The organism is Caulobacter sp. SSI4214, from assembly GCF_012184455.1.
GTDB lineage: Bacteria > Pseudomonadota > Alphaproteobacteria > Caulobacterales > Caulobacteraceae > Caulobacter > Caulobacter vibrioides_E.
The window spans coordinates 73,859-91,587 of the sequence record NZ_SZWJ01000008.1; the positions used below are offsets into that span (position 1 = coordinate 73,859).

Genomic DNA, 17,729 nt, shown 5'->3' on the forward strand with positions numbered 1-17,729 from the left:
CAGGCGCGACAAAAAGGGAGGCGCGCCATGGCTCGCAAATATGTCGTTTCCGTTCTCGCGGTTCTGGCGCTCGGCGCCAGCGGCGCGGCGTTCGCTCAGGTTCCCGCCAACATCGCCAAGGCCGTGGCCGATCCGTCGCGTCCGGCCGAGCAGTCGGCGCGCGACGCGGCCCGTCACCCGGGCGAGGTCCTGGCCCTGGCCGGGGTGAAGACCGGCGACACCGTCGTCGACTTCATCATGGGCGGCGGCTATTTCACCCGCATCCTGTCCGGCGCGGTCGGGCCCAAGGGGACGGTCTACGCCTATCAGCCGGCCGAGTTTATCAAGTTCAAGGCCAAGTACGGCGAGGATCAGGCCAGCACGGTCGCGGCCCTGCCCAACGCCAAGGCGCTGAACGGCCCGATGGTCGGTCTCGATCTGCCGGACAACCTCGATGTCGTGATCACCGTGCAGAACTATCACGACATGCACCTGAAGCCCTTCCCGGCGGACACGGCCGCCAAGGTCGACGCCGAGATCTTCAAGTCGCTGAAGCCCGGCGGCGTCTTCCTGGTCGTCGACCACGCCGCCGCGGCCGGCTCGGGCCTGGCCGCGCCGGACACGCTGCATCGCATCGACGTCGAGGCCGTGAAAAAGGAAGTGGAGGCCGCCGGCTTCAAGCTCGAGGCCCAGAGCCCGCTGCTGGCCAACGCGACCGATCCACATACGGCCAGTGTCTTCGACCCGGCCATTCGCGGAAAGACCGATCAGTTCATCCTGAAATTCCGCAAGCCCAGCTAAGGCGTTCCCGGCGGGCGGGGCGGATCAATCGTCACCGCGTCATCCAGGGCTTCGACTTGCCGGTCGGCGCGGCGGCGCTGGCCCGCTCGACCTTGCCGGTCGAGGCCTTGGCCCCGTGGCCGTGCTTGCCCTGGGCGGCCTTCTTCAGGCGCAGGGCGCGCTGCATCGGGGTCTCGCCGGTGGGTTCGTGAGCGGGGGCGTCGGTCTTGTCGGTCATGAAGGCGATGTAGGCCTCCCACGGCGCCTTGAGAAGGCCGCGCTCGCGCGTCAGTCTGGAATCATGTCGCTCGCTCGCCCCGTTTCGCCGCTGATCGTGCTCGCCGCCCTGATCGGCGCCCCGCTGGCCCAGGCCCAGACCGCGTCGAACCCGGTCTCGCCGGTGCTGATCCTGCCGCCCACCCAACCGCCCAAGCTGGTCTCGACCTATCCGGCCCAGGACCAGACCGTCGCGCCGGGCGTGCTGATCCTGAAGGTCGCCTTTGACCAGCAGATGTCGCCGTCGTCCTGGAACTACGCCCCGGCGGCGGGCGCCGAGCCGATGGACTGCGTGAGGACGCCCCGGCTGCTGAACGACCAGAAGACCTTCGTGCTTCTGTGTCGCGTGCTGGCGGGCAAGACCTATGGCGTCACGTTCAACGCCCAGCGTCCCGGCGGCTTCGCCAATCTCGGCGAGAACCCGGCCCTGGAGGCGAGCCTCACCTTCAAGGCGGCCGGGGATCCGCCGATCACCACGGTGAAGCGGGCGATGGAGCTGGCGGGCCTGCAAAGCGACCAGATGCCGGTGCAGGAGGCGCCGATGGCCGCCGCCGGCAACAGCGCCGCCGCCGGACGATAGCGCCCGCCCGGCCTACCGCTCAAGCTTGTGGCGCGCGCGCCGGGCTTGGCCCATCATCGTCCGATGACGGGGGAATCGGTCGGACGGGATTGGACGGGGGCGGACCTCGCCGTGGTGGTGGGCGACTACATGGCCCAGCTGGAGCGGACGCTTGCCGGCAAGCCGGTCGATCGCGCCGCGCACGGCCGCACCGTTCGGTTCGTCACGGGCAAGTCCGACGCGCCGATCGCCTGGAAGCAGGGCGAGATCTCGGCGGTGCTGTCGCTGGTCGGCCTGCCCATCCTCAAGGATCAGCCGCCGCGCTGGAGCTATGACGAACCGCTTCTGGAGGCGGTCGAGGACCAACTGGCCGCCAAGCCGGCCCTCTTGACCGCCGCCGTGCGCCCGGCCGCGCTGTTCGTCGCCCCGCCGGCCATCCCGCTGATCGAGACCCCGCCGCCCCGGCCGATGGCGATGACCGACCGTCTGGTCCGGCTGATCCAGCGCTTCGACATGGGCGCCCGCGCGGCCGACGACCGCTTCCTGCGCGGCCTGGGGATCGCCAGCTTCATCGCCCACGAGGCTCGCCGGCTCTCGGATCGCGGCCGTCCCGACCTCGCCGCGCGGATCCGCCCCGCGGGGGCCGAAGACCCCGCCGGCTACGACGTCCTGGGCTTTGGCCTCGACGAGACGCCGCGCCTGATCGTGGTCAAGACCACCCTGGCCGGCGAGTTCGCCCCGTTCGGGCTGACCTCCGCCGAACTGGCCCTGGCGACGGCCCGCCCCGAGGCCTTCCGCATCCGCCGCGTCCACGACCTGCTGGGCGAAGCGCGCTTCTACCGGATGAAGCCGCCGTTCGGGTGAGGCCGTAAGGCGGCGATCAGCCGGCAGGAAAGTCTTTCAGCAGGGCGATAGCAGCGTCGGCGCGCTTGCTGAAGACGGCGACCGCGTCGGATCGAAGCTGTTCCGCCACTTTGAGGAGTTCGGCATAACGAGGTTCGCCTGTCTCCATCAGCTGCGACAACGCCGCCGCGCTGGCTGCGTCCGCCAAGGCGCCGGCGTTGCGCAAGGAGTCCACCGCGTCCTGAATGGCCAGGGCGCTGGCTTGAGCGACCATTTGATACGCCTTGCCTGCGCCACTCGTCAGCACGACCTGAGGCGACAAGGTGGCCTGCTGAGCCTGATTCAGCGCATCGACGATTTTAGGATCGACAGTGACGCTCATGATTTCGCCTCGGGCGCCCGGGTGCTGGAGATCAGGCTGGCGCGTTCCAGCAGTCGGGCGCAGGCCGCACTGATCAATGCCTGACTGACAACGCGGTCTGCCTGTTGGCGCAAGACGGCGTTATGCATCGCTTGGCCTAAGGTCTGAGCCACGGTCGCCTCCAGCAGGGCCATGCTCTGGGACGGCGACAAGCCGACCATCAGCGCGCTGAGGTCGGCCGTAGCGGCAGAGGTTTGATCGTTGAGGGGGGAGCCGCCGTCGCTTTCAGGCGCTTGCGTGGTGGCCTCATTGGATGGGGCGGCATGGGTCTCGGCTGCGTTTGGGGCAGGCTTTGATAGCGTGTCAGGCCCGTTCGAAGCGTCGGGCTCGGGAGTGGCTCCGCTTGTTCCGTCTAGGGTTGCATTAGCCATCAGCTCGGCCTCCGCTCTGATAGATCAGAGCCACCCCCTGAGCGGTTGCCGCTTGGGCTACGATCTGCAGCTGCTGTTGAGCGTGGACCGCGTTATAGGCTGCTAGAGCCAGGGCATGGGCGGTGGCCTGGTAGAGGCTAGACATCGCCACAGCCGGGGAGGCGCCCAGGGTCTGGACACCGGATTGCGTAACCGCGTCGGTGATCTGGCTATTGACCGCAGTCGGGAAGGCCATGGCTGTTCCTCAGGCCGACTTGGCGACGTCGCCGGCTTGCGCTTCCGACGAAGCCTTATCGGTCTCAGAGGCGACTGGCGGCGCCGAAGCGGAGTGACCGTTGACAGCGCCGTTCAGGATCGCCTCGGTCGCTTTGCCGGCGCTGGCGGTATCCAGAGAATAGAGTGTCGCAACGCCCATCGTCGTCGCGGCCTGAGCGGTGATGTTCAACTGTTGCTGAGCGCTGGTGGCGTTCAGGGCGGCCGTGGCCAGCGCCTGGGCCGTAGCCTGGTAGAGACTGCCCAAGGCCATTGCAGGCGCATCGCCCAACACTTTCACATTGGTCTGGGTGACGGAGTCGGTGATCTGGTCGTTGACGGAGGTGGGGAAAGCCATAGCTAATCTCGCTGTAAGCGCGAAGATGCGCGGCGCGCCAAGGTAAAGTTCGACGCAGGCCGAACCTAAGGCCGGCGAGATGCTCTCTGAAAGTGCCAATCCTCACACAGGCTGAAAAATCTGCGCCAGGTGCAAGTCCGACCTAATGCGCGGATAGCAAAACGCCCCGCCGGAAGTCCGGGCGGGGCGCGCAAACCTTTCAGAATCTAAAAAGCCTCAATCCTCGTCCATCTTCAGCGCGGCGATGAAGGCTTCCTGCGGGATCTCGACCTTGCCGAACTGGCGCATCCGCTTCTTGCCTTCCTTCTGCTTGTCCAGAAGCTTGCGCTTGCGGCTGGCGTCGCCGCCGTAGCACTTGGCGGTCACGTCCTTGCGCAGGGCGCGGACGGTTTCGCGGGCGATGATGCGGCCGCCGATGGCGGCCTGGATCGGGATGACGAACATGTGCTGGGGGATGAGTTCCTTCATCTTCTCGCACATGCCCCGGCCGCGGCTCTCGGCGCGGCTGCGGTGGACCAGCATCGACAGGGCGTCGACGGGCTCGCTGTTGACCAGGATCGACATCTTGACGAGGTCGCCGGCGCGGTAGTCCTCCAGCTGGTAGTCGAAGCTGGCATAGCCCTTCGAGATCGACTTCAGGCGGTCGTAGAAGTCGAACACCACCTCGTTCAGCGGCAGGTCGTAGACGACCATGGCGCGGCTGCCGACATAGGAGAGCTCGCGCTGCATCCCGCGGCGGTCCTGGCAGAGCTTGATGACGCCGCCCAGGTACTCGTCGGGGGTGAAGATCGTGGCCTTGATCCAGGGCTCGGCGATCTCCTCGATCTGCATGACGTCCGGCAGGTCGGCCGGGTTGTGCAGCTCGATCTCCTCGCCGTTGCGCAGGCGGATCTTGTAGACCACCGAGGGGGCGGTCGCGATCAGGTCGAGGTCGAATTCGCGCGACAGCCGCTCCTGGATGATCTCCAGGTGCAGCAGCCCCAGGAACCCGCAGCGGAAGCCGAAGCCCAGGGCGGCGCTGGACTCCATCTCGTAGGTGAAGCTGGCGTCGTTCAGGCGCAGCTTGCCGACGGCGGCGCGCAGGTCCTCGAAGTCGGCGGCGTCGACCGGGAAGAGGCCGCAGAACACGACCGGGACCACTTCCTTGAAGCCCTTGAGGGGCTCGGCGGTGGGCTTCTTCTCGTCGGTGATGGTGTCGCCGACGGCGGCGTCGGCCACTTCCTTGATGCTGGCGGTGAAGAAGCCGACCTCGCCGGGGGTCAGGATGTCGACGTCGGTGGCCTTGGGGCGGAAGACGCCGACCTTGTCGATGCGGTGGGTGGCGCCGGTCTGCATCATGCGGACCTGCTGGCCGGCCTTCAGCGTGCCGTCGAAGATGCGCACCAGCACGACGACGCCGAGATAGGCGTCGTACCAGGCGTCGACCAGCAGGGCCTTCAGCGGAGCGTTGATGTCGCCCTTGGGCGGGGGCAGGCGGGTGACGATGGCTTCCAGCACGTCGGGGATGCCAAGGCCCGTCTTGGCCGAGCACTCGACGGCGTCCGACGCGTCGAGGCCGATGACGTCCTCGATCTGGGCCTTGACGCGGTCGACGTCGGCGGCGGGCAGGTCGACCTTGTTCAGGACCGGGACGATCTCGTGGTTGTTGTCGATGGCCTGATAGACATTGGCCAGGGTCTGGGCTTCCACGCCTTGCGAGGCGTCGACGACCAGGATCGAGCCCTCGCAGGCAGCCAGCGAGCGCGACACCTCGTAGGCGAAGTCGACGTGGCCGGGGGTGTCCATCAGGTTCAGGACGTAGGTCTCGCCGTCCTTGGCCTTGTAGTGCAGGCGCACCGTCTGGGCCTTGATGGTGATGCCGCGCTCTTTCTCGATGTCCATGTTGTCCAGGACCTGGGCGCTCATCTCGCGGGCGGAGAGGGCGCCGGTCTCCTGGATCAGGCGGTCGGACAGCGTGGACTTGCCGTGGTCGATGTGGGCCACGATCGAGAAATTGCGGATCTTATCCAGGGGCGTAGAGCTCATGAGCGTGCGCATATCACATTTGCGTCTCTCCGCGAGGGGCGCAATTGGCCTCGCGGACCTGGCGGATCGCGTCGCGCGGCCGACCATGGGGCTCATGCTTAACCGCGCGTTAAGTTTGGAGCCGCAAACCGGTCTCAATGGCTTGCAACACTGTTGCAATGAAACCGATCCGGAGGGCCTGACATGGACCGTCGCAAGCTGATCCTCTCGGGCGCCGCCGTGGGCCTGAGCTCCGTGGCCGGCGAGGCCCTGGCCCGGCAGCGGATCACCTCCGAACAGTTGCCGCCGGCCCAGCCGATCAACGGCGCGTCGTCTTCGGCGCCGGCGCGCAGCGTGTTCGACGCGCCGCAGACGAGCAGCCCGCCGCCGGCTCCGACGAGCGGCGTCCAAGGGCCCGCGCCGGGACCGACGCCAGGCTCCAACGGCTCACAGCCGGTCTACGACACCGGCCGGGCCCAGACCTATTCGGCCGACGAGATGATCCGCGCCACGTCCGACTTCCTGGGCGTGACGGCCGAGAGCGCCGGCGCGGCGATCGAGAAGATCTTCAAGGACAAGGGCCAGCCCACCGCCTATGTGGCGGGCGAGGAGGGCTCGGGCGCCTTCATCGCCGGCCTGCGCTACGGGCGGGGCCTGCTGTACATGAAGGGCCGGCCGACGCTGGAAGTGTTCTGGCAGGGTCCGAGCGTGGGCTGGGACTGGGGCGGCAACGCCAGCCGCGTCTTCACCCTCTGCTATAACCTGCAATATCCGGACGCGATCTTCCGCCGGTTCCCGGGCGTCGAGGGCAGCGCCTATCTGATCGGCGGCCTGGGCGTGAACTACCAGAAGGCCGACGAGATCACCCTGGCCCCGATCCGCGCCGGCGTCGGCCTGCGGCTGGGCGCGAACATCGGCTATGTGGGCTACAGCCGCAAACGCCGGACGCTGCCGTTCTAGACCAGATCCTCCCCCGCGACGCGGGGGAGGTGGCCCAGAGGGCCGGAGGGGGCTAACGCGGCCATCATCCAGCTCGCCCCCTCAGCCGGCGCCGCCGGCAGCTCCCCCGCGCCGCGGGGGAGCATCCATAGCGTCTCAATGCTTCTCGACCTTGCCGTTCAGCCAGTCCATCACGGCCAGCAGCACGCCCGAGACCACGAACGACAGGTGGACGATCACCAGCCACATCAGGCGCGGCTGATCCAGGGGCGCGCCGGGCTCGGTCAGCTTCAAGAAGGCCTTGAGCAGGGCGATCGCCGAGATCGCCACGATCGAGGCGATCAGCTTCATCTTCAGGCCCGAGAAATCGACCGTGCCCATCCAGTCGGGCCGGTCCTCGTGGCTGGCGGTGTCGATCTTGGAGACGAAGTTCTCGTAGCCGGACAGGATGACGATCACCAGCAGGTTGGCCGCCAGCGACAGGTCGATCAGCGACAGGGCCAGCAGGATCGCGTCCTCCGGCTTCATCGCCAGCAGATGCGGCAGTTCGTGGAACAGTTCCTGGAAGAAGACGACGATCAGCGCCGCCAGGGCGACGACCAGGCCGACATAGAACGGCGCCATCAGCCAGCGCGAGGCGAACAGGCCGCGTTCCAGCCAGGTCTCCAGCGGGGGTTTCTTCATCCAGGACTCCTTCGCCGACGAGCGTAAGGCGCGTCGATGACGAACGCCACCGTCAGCCGCCGTACGCGATCGCGTAGCGGAAGACGGTGGTCTGGCCCGGTCCCAGGGTCACTCGCCAGGCGATCCGGCCCTGCTGGATGTCGTGCTTCTGGGGCTCGGCGACCAGCTTGAAGGCCGGCAGGTTGGGGTTCTGCCGCAGCTCGATGGTGACCGGAACGGTCTTGGCGTTGGAGAGATCGACCTCGTAGTCGCGCCGCGCGCGGCCCTTGGCGAGCTTCCGTTCGGCGACGAGGCGCGGGCGGGCGCGGACATCCATGGCCTGGCCGATCGCCAGATCCAGCGGCTCGCCGACCGCCACGTCGCGCACCGCCTGCTCGCCGGCGAAGGTCGGGCGGCCGTCGACCGTCTCCATCGCCGAGAGCGCGCCCGAGGGCAGGGGCTTGCCCAGGCCGCTGGCAGTCTTGTTCTCCAGGCGCAAGGTGACCTGCGGCGCCAGGAAGGTGTCGCCGAGGACGTCCCAGCTATTGACCTCGACCACGTACAGTCGCTGGAAGGCGACGTTCTTCTGGTCGAGAAAGGCGACTTGCTTGGTCTGGCGGGCGTTCAGCGTGACCGGCTCGGGCAGGGTGTAGAGCTTGTAGTCGCCCAGGTTCGACTGCTCGGCCAGCTTGGCTCGCTGGCCGGTGACCATGATCTCCTCGACGGAGGCGCGGGCCATCACGGGCGGTATGGGCAGCGGCGGCGGCGGGGGCGGCGGCGCGCCGGCATAGGCCTCGGCGGCGGCGCGGCCCGAGTGCGTCGTGTCCATCGGCCAGCAGGCGCGGACGATCGACTCCGGCTGTCCCTTGTTCACCCTGACATATTGGCGGGCCAGCTTGCCGGCCACCGCCTGGGTTCGGGCGTCGACGAAGGCGCTGCCGCCGCTGTTGACCAGGGTCAGCCAGCCGGTCAGGTCCAGGTGCTTGCCGTCCGGATGGAGGCGCGCGACGTAGTCGGCCTGCCAGTTCACCCCCAGCGCCAGGTAGGAGACCGTCAGCTTGGCGCGCGTCGGCCTTGGAACGTCGATCACGGTCGACAGGCTGGGCTTGTCGGTCAGGCCGTCGGGGACGGCGCCCAGCACCAGCCGCTCCGGGCCTCCGGAGCAGCCCAGGGCCTCGACGCCCTCGGCCGTGCGCACCATCAGGCCGTCCGGCCCCTGCGACAGGGTGGCGTCCACCGTCTGTTGGCGGCCCGTCTTGCGGTTGGTGCGCACCACTTTGATCGGCTGGCCCAGCGACCGTTCGACCAGAGTCCCGGGGCTTAGGAGGGCATAGTCGTAGTTGCGCTCGATCGCCTGGCCGGGCAGGCCCTCGACCGCCGCGCTCTGCGGGATCAGGCCCTCGGCGACGCCGTCGAAACGGATCACGTGGCGACCGGCGGGCAGGTCCACGGCCCGGGTCTCGACGACCAGGATCAGGCCCTTCTGGCGCGCCTGTTCCCGCTGCCATTCCGGCATCGCCTGGAACGGTCCGTCGCCGTCGCGATACAACGTCACCGCGACGGCTTCGGGCGCCGGGGAGACGACGGTGGCGGCGTGGGCGGGGAGGCTGAGCAACAGACTCAGCGCGGCGGCGACGAGCGCCTTATCCTCCCCCGTGAAACGGGGGAGGGGGACCGCGAAGCGGTGGAGGGGGCGCTGGCGGCCAGGACGAGCGCCCCCTCCGTCACGATGCGTATCCGCATCGCGCCACCTCCCCCGCGATGCGGGTGAGGAGGTCGCCATCACCACCCCGTCTCGACCGTGAAGGTGAGCGTCGTCTCGCCATTGGCCGGGACCGGCACGCTCCAGCCCAGCGTCCGCGCGTCGATGCGACGGCTCTTGAGGCTTTCGACCTTGACCTCGCCGTCGCGCCACAGACCGCCCTGGCGCAGCTCGACCGTCACCGGTTGGTCCTTGGCGTTGCGCAGCAGATACTTCATCTCGTAGCGCGAGCGGGTCTTGGAGACGCGGGTCTCGCTGACGAGGGTGGCCTGGCTGGACACGTCGAAGGCATCGCCGATCTTGATCGACAGCTCCGAACCGGCGGGCGTGTGGCCGATGGCGTTCTCGCCGACGAACTTGGGATCGCCGGCCGCGTCGCGCATATAGACCCGCATGGTCCCGGCCGGCAGCTGGCTGCCCAGGCCCGCCAGCTTGGCGTTGCTGAACTGGATGGCGACGACGGCCTTCGCCGGTTCGCCCTGGCTGACGAACCAGCCCTCGCGCACCTCGTAGACCTTCTTGGCCGCGACGCCCTGGGCCGACAGGAAGCCGACCTGCTTGTTCTGGTTGGCGGCGATCGTGGTCCGTTCGGGCAGGGGATAGAGATAGTAGTCGGCGACCCGCTCGCCGGTCCCGCTTTCGGTTCCGGCGCTGATCACGCCCGGCGTCCCGCGGCGCGGCGGGCGGTAGCCGTTGTTCTGCGAGAGCTGGTTCACCTCGCCGGCCACCAACTGCGTCTTGGCGTTCTCGAACGCCGTGCCCGAGGTGTTGGACAGCGTGATCCAGCCCTGCAGGTCCAGGGCGCTTTTGGCCTCGTCGAACATCGCCACATAGTCGGCCTTCCACGACAGGCCCGACGTCAAATAACTGAGCTTAGCCTGGCGCGGCCCGGCGCTGGCGGCCTCGACATTGACCGACAGGGTGGGGCGAGCGCGCAGGGTCTCGGGCACCTTGTCGAAGATCACGCGGGTCGGAACGCCGTCGTCGCGCAGCACCTCGATGCGGTCGCCGATCTTCAGCACCACGCCCTCGTTGGCCGCCAGAACGGTGGCGACCTCGGTGGTCTCCTTGCCGTCTCCGGGATTGGTGCGGACGATCCTGACCTGCTGGCCCACCGCCTTCTCCATCAGCTTGCTGGGCGTCAGCAGGTCGTAGTCGAAGTTCTGCTCCAGGATGGTCACGCCCGGCGCCGACAGGCTGACGGTCTCGGGACGGATCTGGGCCGAGACGTCCTTGAACTCCAGCTTCTGCCGGCCGGCCTTCAGGTCCAGCGGCCGGGCGTCCTCGACCAGCGCGAGGTCGGAATTGTAGATCGTGACCGAGACCTCGCGCGACTGCGCCCGCGCGCTCAACGGAACCAGAAGCAGGCCGGCCGAAGCCAGCAGCGCGCGACGGTGCATCGATGTCCTCCCGTGTGTTTACAGCGGTAAAACATCACGGCATTGAGGCGGAGTCTAGGCGGTTGAGTTTCTACATAACCCGAACTTCCCGGCGAATGCCGGGACCCACTTTCAGCCTGGGATGAAGGGGGGCGGCGCGCTTGCGTCCTATGATCTGGGCCCCGGCGTTCGCCGGGGAGGTCGGAGGCCCTAATTCCCCCAAACCTGCTTCAAGCGGGCGTCGCGGCCGCAGCCGGAACGGTACAGCGAATAGTCCAGCGCGTGCCGCTTGGCGTAATCGCGGTGGTATTCCTCGGCGGGCCAGAAAGTTTGCAGCGGCAGGATCTGGGCCTTCATGGTCCCGGTCTTGAGGCGCTTGGCCGCCTCGTCGCGAGACTTCTCGGCGATCGGCCGCTGGGCGGGGGTGACGAAGACGGCCGGGCGGTAAGAGGGCCCGCGGTCGCAGAACTGGCCGCCGTCGTCGGTGGGGTCGACCAGCTTCCAGTAGCGGTAGAGCAGGAAGCCATAGTCGGTCTTGGCCGGATCGTAGGTCACGCGAACCGACTCGTAGTGGCCGCTCTGTTCACTGGTGACGTCGCGATAGGACGGGTTCTTCACGTGGCCGCCGGTATAGCCGCTCTCGACCTTCAGCACGCCGGGGATGCCGCCCATGTCGTGCTCCATGCACCAGAAGCAGCCGCCGGCGAAGACGGCGGTCTCGGTCTTGACCGGCGCGGGCGGGGGCGCGGCCAGGGCGGTGTCGACGCCCAGCAGGGCGAAGGCGGCGGCAAGGGCGACGAGCAGTCGGCGCATCGGGCGGCTCCAGAAAAGGCGGACTGCGCTCAGATACGCACGAAAAGGCGCGATGGTTACATTCGCCAACCGAAACCGACGCCGCGCACCGACGGACAGGCCGCCAGGCGCGACGCCAGGACCTCGGCGCGGGCGTCGCCCTGGTCGTCGATCTCGAGTCGAATGGCCAGATGCTGGCCCTCGGGAGCGGCGGTCAGGGCGCGCAGGCGGGCCCGCTGCACGGAGGCCACGCCCAGCACGCGCATCAGCGCATCGGGCGTGTCCTCGGCGGTGACGAGGAAGAGGCGGCGCCGGAGGGACGCCAGGGAGGCCTCTTCCGGTTTGAGCGGCTCTACCTGGTCGCTCACGGGCGCAGCCATTGGTGTTCGACCGAGGCCGAATTGACGCCCGGCCAGGCGGCGAGATCGCGGGCCAGCAGACGCGCGGCCTGGTCGCCCAGGTGACGCACGCGCAGCGAGGCTTCGACGATATGGCCGACCGGTTTCATGGTCAGGCCGCACAGTTCGGCGCCGCTATCGGCCAGACCCTGGCGGACGGCTTCCAGCGCGCTGGGCGCGTCCTGGGCGGCCAGCAACAGCTGGTGAACGGTGACGCCTTCCTGGTCGCTATGAAAGGCGGGTGGCGAGGGCAGGTAGCTCATTGGGGTTGGTCCTTTTGCATGAGAGCTTTTGGGACCGAGGAACCGCGCAACAAAAAACCCCGCTCGTGGGAGCGGGGCTTTTTGGAGATCTTGCGATCCTTCGGCTTTGGTTTTGGTAGGTTCCTACCGCTGCTTGCGCCGATTTTGCCCCGTCCGGATAGGCACGGTTTTAATCTGGGTGTTAATCATGTTCCACATCGACACCGCGCACGACATCGCGGCCACGACGGCGAGGCCGGTGGTCGCAAAGGCGGCGAAGGCGAAGGTCGAATGCATGTGGAAGCGATGAATCCCGTTAGCGCCTCTTACAGGTAGCGTGACATCCGCCACCGCGCAAGGGCTTGCCCCGCGCAGGGACGTTCGGTCGCGGACGAGGGCCGGTTTTGCCTTTGGCAAGGCTTGGCGCCTGGAAAGTCAGCAGATCGAAATCCTTCTCCCCCTGCGGGAGAAGGTGGCGCGCAGCGCCGGATGAGGGGTTGATCACCCTATCCAATGAAAAGGGGCCGCCTAAGCGACCCCTCATCCGTCAGCCTGCGGCTGCCACCTTCTCCCGCAAGGGGAGAAGGAGATTATCCCCGCAGCTTCCCGCCCGCCTTTTCGGCCGCCGCGACGACCTTGATCGACAGCGCCTCGATCTCGGCGTCCGTCAGGGTCGCCTCGCGCGGCTGGACCACGACCTCGATCGCCACCGACTTGAAGCCGTCCGGCACGCCGGGGCCTTCATAGACGTCGAAGACGCGCGCGGCGGTGATCAGCGCCTTGTCGGCGCCGGCGGCGGCCTTGACCAGATCGCCGGCGGCCTTGGCCTTGTCGACCAGGAAGGCGAAGTCGCGGGTCAGCGGCATCAGGGCCGAGGGCGAGAAGGCCGGACGGGTCTTCACCGACTTCTTCTTCGGCTCGGGGATCGCCTCCAGGGTGATCTCGAAGCCGTAGACCGGCCCGGCCACGTCCAGGGCCTTGAGGACCGCCGGGTGGATCTCGCCGAACTCGGCCATCACCGCCTTCGGGCCCAGCTGCAGGCGCGCCGAGCGGCCCGGGTGCCACCAGGACGAGGTCGAGCCCTGCGCCGTCTGCAGCGAGGCGACGGGCGCGCCCAGTTCCTCGAGCAGGGCCAGCAGGTCGGCCTTGACCGTGAAGACGTCGCCTTGCGGGGCCTTGTCCCAGCCGCGCGGGGCCTTCGGAACCAGGATCGCCGAGACGACGGTGCGCTGGTCGGCCGGCTTGTCGCCGTGGAAGGTCGGGCCGATCTCGAACAGGGCCGCGTCCGGGAAGCCCTGGCGGGCGTTGCGGCCGGCCGCCTCGATCAGGTTGGGCAGCAGCGACGGGCGCATGCAGTCCAGTTCCGAGGCGATCGGATTGGCCAGCACCAGCTCGGCCTGACCGCCGCCGAACAGTTCGGCGGTCTTGCGGCTGGTGAAGCTGAAGCTCACGGCCTCGGCGTAACCGGCCGCCGCCAGGGCGCGGCGCGCCGCGCGGGCGCGAGCCTGCTTGGCGGTCAGGATCCCGCCGACGGCGCGCGGAACCTCCGGCAGCGGCGTCGAGGGCAGGGCGCCATAGCCGGCGATGCGGGCGATTTCCTCGACCAGGTCGGCCTTGCCTTCCACGTCGCGGCGGAAGGTGGGCGGGGTGACGGTCCAGGGCGAGCCGTCCTGCACGTCGAAGCCCAGGGCGACCAGGATCTGGCGCGCGCGATCGGCCGAGACCGACAGGCCCGACAGCTGCTCGACATAGGCCGGATCGAAGGCGAAGCCCTTCGGCGCGGCCGGGGCCTTGCCAGCGACGATGATCTCCGACGGTTGGCCGCCGCACAGGTCCAGGATCAGCTTGGTGGCCAGCTCGATCCCCGGGACGACCGAGCCGGTGTCGACCGTCCGCGCGAAACGGTACTGGGCGTCGCTGTTGATGCCGGTGGCGCGACCGGTCTGGGCGATGCGAATCGGCTCGAACCAGGCGCTCTCGATGAAGACGTCGATGGTCTCGTCCGAGCAGCCGGTGCTCTCGCCGCCCATGACGCCGCCCAGGCCGATCGGCCGCTCGCCGTTCGCGTCGGCGATCACGCACATGTCGGGCGTCAGTTCGTAGGTCTTGCCGTCCAGCGCGATCAGGTGCTCGTCGCCATGGACGCCGTGACGGCCCAGACGCGTCGAGATCTCGGTCCCCGACAGCTTGGCCGCGTCATAGACGTGCAGCGGCCGGGCGCGGTCGTAGGAGATCAGGTTGGTGACGTCCACCAGGGCGTTGATCGGGCGCAGGCCGATGGCGGTCAGCCGGTCCTGAAGCCACTTGGGCGAGGGGCCGTTCTTGACGCCCTTGATCAGGCGGCCGGCGAACACCGGGCAGGCCTCGCCGTCGACCTTGACGGTGATCGGGCAGGGGAAGGTCCCGGCGACCGGCGCGATCAACAGGTCCTTCAGCTTGCCCACGCCCGCGGCGGCGAGGTCACGGGCGATACCGGCGACGCCCAGCCAGTCGGGGCGGTTGGGCGTGACCTCGAAGTCGATGACGGCTTCCAGGCCCAGGGCTTCCACGGCCGGCGTGCCCACGGCGAGGCTGTCGGGCAGTTCCATGATGCCGTCGCTCTCGGTGGCGTACTCCAGCTCGGCGGCCGAGCAGAGCATGCCGTTCGAGACGACGCCGCGCACGGGCTTCTCGACCAGGGTCACGCCCAGGCCCGGCACATAGGCGCCGATCGGGGCGTAGATGGTGGTCAGGCCCGCGCGGGCGTTCGGCGCGCCGCAGACGATCTCCTTGCGACCATCGACGGTGTCGACCTGGCAGACCCGCAGCCGGTCGGCATTGGGGTGCTGAACGGCCTCGACGATCTTGCAGACCGTGAAGGGGGCCAGCTTGGTCGCCGGATCGGCGACGTGCTCGACCTCGAGGCCGGCCATGGTCATGGCCGCGACGATCTCGGGGACGGTGGCGGTGGTCTCAAGGTGATCCTTGAGCCAGGACAGGGTGAATTTCATTTTCGATCTCCAAGCCCCTCCCCCTTGCGGGGAGGGGTTGGGGTGGGGGTGTGTGCTCGGAGATGGCGGTGTTTCACCCCCACCCCCTGCCCCCTCCCCGCAAGGGGGAGGGGAGGGTTCTTGTCTAGCTCAGGCCGCTGGCCGGGTTTGGCGCGGCGAAGGCGCTGAAGCCGTAGTGCGACAGCCAGCGGACGTCCGACGACCACATGTCGCGCAGGTCCGGCATGCCGTACTTCAGCATGCCCAGCCGGTCGACGCCCATGCCGAAGGCGAAGCCCTGGTACTCGTCCGGATCGATGCCGCAGGCGCGCAGGACGTTCGGGTGAACCATCCCGCAGCCCAGGATCTCAAGCCAGCTCGTGCCCTGGCCGATCTTGATCTCGCCGCCGCTACGATCGCACTGCACGTCCATCTCGGCCGAGGGCTCGGTGAACGGGAAGTGGTGCGGGCGGAACTGGGTGGTGACCGCGTCGGTCTCGAAGAACCGGGCCAGGAACGTCTCCAGGGTCCACTTCAGGTGGCCCATGTGGATGCCCTTGTCGATCACCAGGCCCTCGACCTGATGGAACACCGGCGTGTGGGTGGCGTCGTTGTCGCAGCGATAGGTGCGACCCGGCGCGATGATCCGGATCGGCGGCTTCTGCGAGACCATGGTCCGCACCTGCACGGGGCTGGTGTGGGTGCGGAGCAGCATCCGCTCACCGCTCTCCTTCGGATTGAAGAAGAAGGTGTCGTGCATCTCGCGGGCCGGGTGCTTCTCGGGGAAGTTCAGGGCCGTGAAGTTGTGGAAATCGTCCTCGATGTCCGGACCTTCGGCGACGGCGAAGCCCATCTCGGCGAAGATGGAGATCATCTCGTCCATCGTCTGCATGGTCGGGTGAACCGAGCCCTTGCGGCGGTAGGGCGCGGGCAGGGACAGGTCCAGGGTCTCGCTGGCCAGGCGCGCGTCCAGCTCTGCGGCTTCGAGGGCGGCCTTCTTGGCGGCGATGGCCTCTTGCACCTTATCGCGTAGGGCGTTGATCGCCGCGCCTTGCGTCTTGCGCTCCTCCGGGCTCATCGCGCCCAGGGTCTTGAGCAGGCCCGAGATCGAGCCGGTCTTGCCGACGGCGGCCACGCGGACGGCGTCGAGGGTCGAAAGATCGCCAGCGGCGGCCACCTGGGCCAGCACATCGGCTTCGAGAGTGTTGAGATCGGTCATGACGGGCATCCGTCTAGGCGGTTTTGGGGCTGGCTGGAACCCTCTCCCCTTGCGGGAGAGGGCGGTCTTGCGGAGCAAGACCGGGTGAGGGGTCTCTGGGCGGCTGTCGGAGAGGCTTTTCAACCCCTCATCCGGCCCTTCGGGCCACCTTCTCCCGCAAGGGGAGAAGGGTTTCGGACAGCAAAAAGCCCCCTGGCTCGCGCCAGAGGGCTTTGCAAGATCGGTCAGGTCGAAACCCGAAAAGACCTTAGGCCAGGGCGGCGCGAACCTTGTCGGCGATGGCCTTGAACGCAACCGGATCGGCGCCGGCGATGTCGGCGAGGACCTTACGGTCGATCACGATCCCGGCCACATCCAGGCCGTGGATAAATTGCGAGTAGGTGAAGCCTTCCAGACGGGCGCCAGCGTTGATGCGCTGGATCCACAGCGAACGGAAGGCGCGCTTGCGCACCTTGCGGTCGCGGTAGGCGTACTGGCCGGCCTTGTCGACCGCGGCCTTCGCCGTGCGGATGGTGTTCTTGCGGCGCCCGTAGAAGCCCTTGGCTTGCTCGAGAACCTTCTTGTGCTTGGCGTGGGCGACGACGCCCCGTTTCACGCGAGCCATGTGTCAGCGCTCCTCTTACAGGCCGTAGGGCAGGTAGGTCTTGATGATCTTGGCGTCAGCCTCGGTCATGACCTTCGTGCCGCGCTGTTGGCGGATGTACTTGCCATTGTGGCCGATCAGGCGGTGGCGCTTGCCGGCGACGCCGGCCTTCAGCTTGCCCGTGGCGGTCAGTTTGAAGCGCTTTTTGGCGCCCGACTTCGTCTTCAACTTCGGCATTTCGCGTCGGAGCTTGCGCCCCGTCCTCTGGAAGCATGACGAACCGCCATGGCATGCCAATGGCCAGGCGGTTCCGGAAAGGCGGCGTTGCTACAGGAAAGACTCGGATCTGGCAAGGGTTTAGGCGGCGGCCTTGGTTTTCCGGACGATCGCCAGCGAGAAACCGATGGCCGGGACCATCAGCGCCGCGCCGAACCAGTAGGGCCCGCCGGTCGCCAGGCCGAATAGCGGACCGGCCAGCAGCGGCCCGCCGATCCGGGCCAGCGAGCCGGAAGCCATGTTCAGGCCCAGCATCTGGCCCTGGCGGTCGGACGGGCTGGCGCGTGAGATCAGGGCCGCCACGCAGGGGAAGACCAGCGACTGGCCAAAGGCGGTCAGCGCCACGGCCATGACCGCCACGGGCGGGCTGGGAATGAACGGCGTGACGAGAAGGGTCAGGGCGATGATCGCCAGGCCCGTGGTCAGCACGGGGCCCTCGCCAAACCGTCGCGCCAAGCGGCCGGTCAGCAGCCCTTGGCCCAGCGAGGCGATCACGCCGATCACCGCGAAGCAGAAGCCGACCTGTCGGGGACCCCAGCCGAAGCGGGCGTTGGTGTAGAGGCCGAAGATCGCCTCCATCCCGGCGAAGGCGGCTGTCGAGATCAGGGTGACCAGCAGTACGCGCGACAGGATGGGATGGGCGGCGGCGGCGCCCAGCGCCTCG

22 protein-coding genes are annotated in these 17,729 nt (G+C 68.1%); 4 read left to right on the forward strand and 18 right to left on the reverse strand.

Translation table 11 applies throughout. The features are described from left to right. The first annotated feature begins 27 nt into the window (after nucleotides 1–27). Nucleotides 28–780, forward strand: a complete 753-nt coding sequence (locus FCU40_RS04205) for a class I SAM-dependent methyltransferase (RefSeq protein WP_168073090.1) — start codon at nucleotides 28–30, stop codon at nucleotides 778–780. A gap of 31 nt (nucleotides 781–811) precedes the next feature. Here the strand turns inward: FCU40_RS04205 and FCU40_RS04210 are convergent, their stop codons facing one another. After that, nucleotides 812–997 (reverse strand): hypothetical protein, encoded by a 186-nt coding sequence (locus FCU40_RS04210; RefSeq protein ID WP_004623965.1) that lies wholly within the window; start codon nucleotides 995–997, stop codon nucleotides 812–814. Between the two features lie 63 nt (nucleotides 998–1,060). Between FCU40_RS04210 and FCU40_RS04215 the strand changes: the two genes are divergently transcribed. Both FCU40_RS04215 and FCU40_RS04220 read left to right on the forward strand, forming a co-directional pair. Continuing rightward, nucleotides 1,061–1,615, forward strand: a complete 555-nt coding sequence (locus FCU40_RS04215; RefSeq protein WP_168073091.1) for a hypothetical protein — start codon at nucleotides 1,061–1,063, stop codon at nucleotides 1,613–1,615. 63 nt (nucleotides 1,616–1,678) lie between these two features. Further along, entirely contained in the window at nucleotides 1,679–2,458 is a 780-nt protein-coding gene (locus FCU40_RS04220; protein ID WP_168073092.1) for a DUF3883 domain-containing protein, read from the forward strand. Nucleotides 2,459–2,474: 16 nt separating this feature from the next. Here FCU40_RS04220 and FCU40_RS04225 read toward each other — a convergent pair whose 3' ends face one another. The 5 genes from FCU40_RS04225 to lepA form a co-directional block, all read right to left on the reverse strand. Next, on the reverse strand, nucleotides 2,475–2,819 hold the full coding sequence (locus FCU40_RS04225; protein ID WP_175582057.1) for a hypothetical protein: 345 nt from the start codon (nucleotides 2,817–2,819) through the stop codon (nucleotides 2,475–2,477). Then, nucleotides 2,816–3,229 carry a RebB family R body protein gene (locus FCU40_RS04230; RefSeq protein ID WP_168073093.1) on the reverse strand — a complete coding sequence of 138 codons (414 nt, stop codon included), beginning with the start codon at nucleotides 3,227–3,229 and terminating at the stop codon, nucleotides 2,816–2,818. The genes FCU40_RS04225 and FCU40_RS04230 overlap by 4 nt, the downstream gene beginning before the upstream one ends. Continuing rightward, nucleotides 3,222–3,464: a RebB family R body protein gene (locus FCU40_RS23495; RefSeq protein ID WP_168073094.1), complete on the reverse strand. Its 243-nt coding sequence runs from the start codon at nucleotides 3,462–3,464 to the stop codon at nucleotides 3,222–3,224. Before FCU40_RS23495 ends, FCU40_RS04230 begins: the two co-directional genes overlap by 8 nt. A gap of 9 nt (nucleotides 3,465–3,473) precedes the next feature. Continuing rightward, a complete protein-coding gene (locus FCU40_RS04240; protein ID WP_168073095.1) occupies nucleotides 3,474–3,839 on the reverse strand; it encodes a RebB family R body protein in 366 nt (121 codons plus the stop codon). A 216-nt stretch (nucleotides 3,840–4,055) separates the two neighbouring features. Then, a complete protein-coding gene (gene lepA, locus FCU40_RS04245) occupies nucleotides 4,056–5,864 on the reverse strand; it encodes a translation elongation factor 4 (protein ID WP_035017727.1) in 1,809 nt (602 codons plus the stop codon). Nucleotides 5,865–6,047: 183 nt separating this feature from the next. Here lepA and FCU40_RS04250 point away from each other — a divergent pair, with 183 nt between their 5' ends. Continuing rightward, complete coding sequence (locus tag FCU40_RS04250; protein WP_004623949.1) at nucleotides 6,048–6,803, forward strand: EipA family protein; 756 nt, start codon at nucleotides 6,048–6,050, stop codon at nucleotides 6,801–6,803. Between the two features lie 135 nt (nucleotides 6,804–6,938). Here FCU40_RS04250 and FCU40_RS04255 read toward each other — a convergent pair whose 3' ends face one another. From FCU40_RS04255 to FCU40_RS04310, 12 genes are all read right to left on the reverse strand, one after another. Then, nucleotides 6,939–7,466 carry a TIGR00645 family protein gene (locus FCU40_RS04255; RefSeq protein WP_168073096.1) on the reverse strand — a complete coding sequence of 176 codons (528 nt, stop codon included), beginning with the start codon at nucleotides 7,464–7,466 and terminating at the stop codon, nucleotides 6,939–6,941. A gap of 52 nt (nucleotides 7,467–7,518) precedes the next feature. Next, nucleotides 7,519–9,228, reverse strand: coding sequence for a DUF4139 domain-containing protein (locus tag FCU40_RS04260; RefSeq protein WP_168073097.1), 1,710 nt, complete (start codon nucleotides 9,226–9,228; stop codon nucleotides 7,519–7,521). Continuing rightward, nucleotides 9,228–10,607 carry a DUF4139 domain-containing protein gene (locus FCU40_RS04265; protein ID WP_168073098.1) on the reverse strand — a complete coding sequence of 460 codons (1,380 nt, stop codon included), beginning with the start codon at nucleotides 10,605–10,607 and terminating at the stop codon, nucleotides 9,228–9,230. The genes FCU40_RS04260 and FCU40_RS04265 overlap by 1 nt, the downstream gene beginning before the upstream one ends. 189 nt (nucleotides 10,608–10,796) lie before the next feature. Beyond that, nucleotides 10,797–11,399, reverse strand: coding sequence for a peptide-methionine (S)-S-oxide reductase MsrA (msrA, locus tag FCU40_RS04270; protein ID WP_004623937.1), 603 nt, complete (start codon nucleotides 11,397–11,399; stop codon nucleotides 10,797–10,799). Between the two features lie 56 nt (nucleotides 11,400–11,455). Beyond that, nucleotides 11,456–11,758 (reverse strand): hypothetical protein, encoded by a 303-nt coding sequence (locus FCU40_RS04275; protein ID WP_168073100.1) that lies wholly within the window; start codon nucleotides 11,756–11,758, stop codon nucleotides 11,456–11,458. Beyond that, a complete protein-coding gene (locus FCU40_RS04280) occupies nucleotides 11,743–12,039 on the reverse strand; it encodes a hypothetical protein (RefSeq protein ID WP_004623933.1) in 297 nt (98 codons plus the stop codon). Before FCU40_RS04280 ends, FCU40_RS04275 begins: the two co-directional genes overlap by 16 nt. A gap of 123 nt (nucleotides 12,040–12,162) precedes the next feature. Next, the gene (locus tag FCU40_RS04285; RefSeq protein WP_004623932.1) at nucleotides 12,163–12,315 is read right to left on the reverse strand and encodes a hypothetical protein; all 153 of its coding nucleotides are present in this window, start codon (nucleotides 12,313–12,315) and stop codon (nucleotides 12,163–12,165) included. Between the two features lie 293 nt (nucleotides 12,316–12,608). Next, nucleotides 12,609–15,008, reverse strand: a complete 2,400-nt coding sequence (gene pheT, locus FCU40_RS04290; protein ID WP_168073102.1) for a phenylalanine--tRNA ligase subunit beta — start codon at nucleotides 15,006–15,008, stop codon at nucleotides 12,609–12,611. 124 nt (nucleotides 15,009–15,132) lie between these two features. Next, nucleotides 15,133–16,206, reverse strand: coding sequence for a phenylalanine--tRNA ligase subunit alpha (pheS, locus tag FCU40_RS04295; protein ID WP_004625092.1), 1,074 nt, complete (start codon nucleotides 16,204–16,206; stop codon nucleotides 15,133–15,135). A 247-nt stretch (nucleotides 16,207–16,453) separates the two neighbouring features. Further along, nucleotides 16,454–16,810, reverse strand: a complete 357-nt coding sequence (gene rplT / locus FCU40_RS04300; RefSeq protein ID WP_004625089.1) for a 50S ribosomal protein L20 — start codon at nucleotides 16,808–16,810, stop codon at nucleotides 16,454–16,456. Nucleotides 16,811–16,825: 15 nt separating this feature from the next. Then, a complete protein-coding gene (rpmI, locus tag FCU40_RS04305) occupies nucleotides 16,826–17,026 on the reverse strand; it encodes a 50S ribosomal protein L35 (protein ID WP_004625088.1) in 201 nt (66 codons plus the stop codon). Between the two features lie 120 nt (nucleotides 17,027–17,146). After that, nucleotides 17,147–17,729: MFS transporter (locus FCU40_RS04310; RefSeq protein ID WP_168073104.1), on the reverse strand; the 583-nt coding region annotated here is incomplete at its 5' end.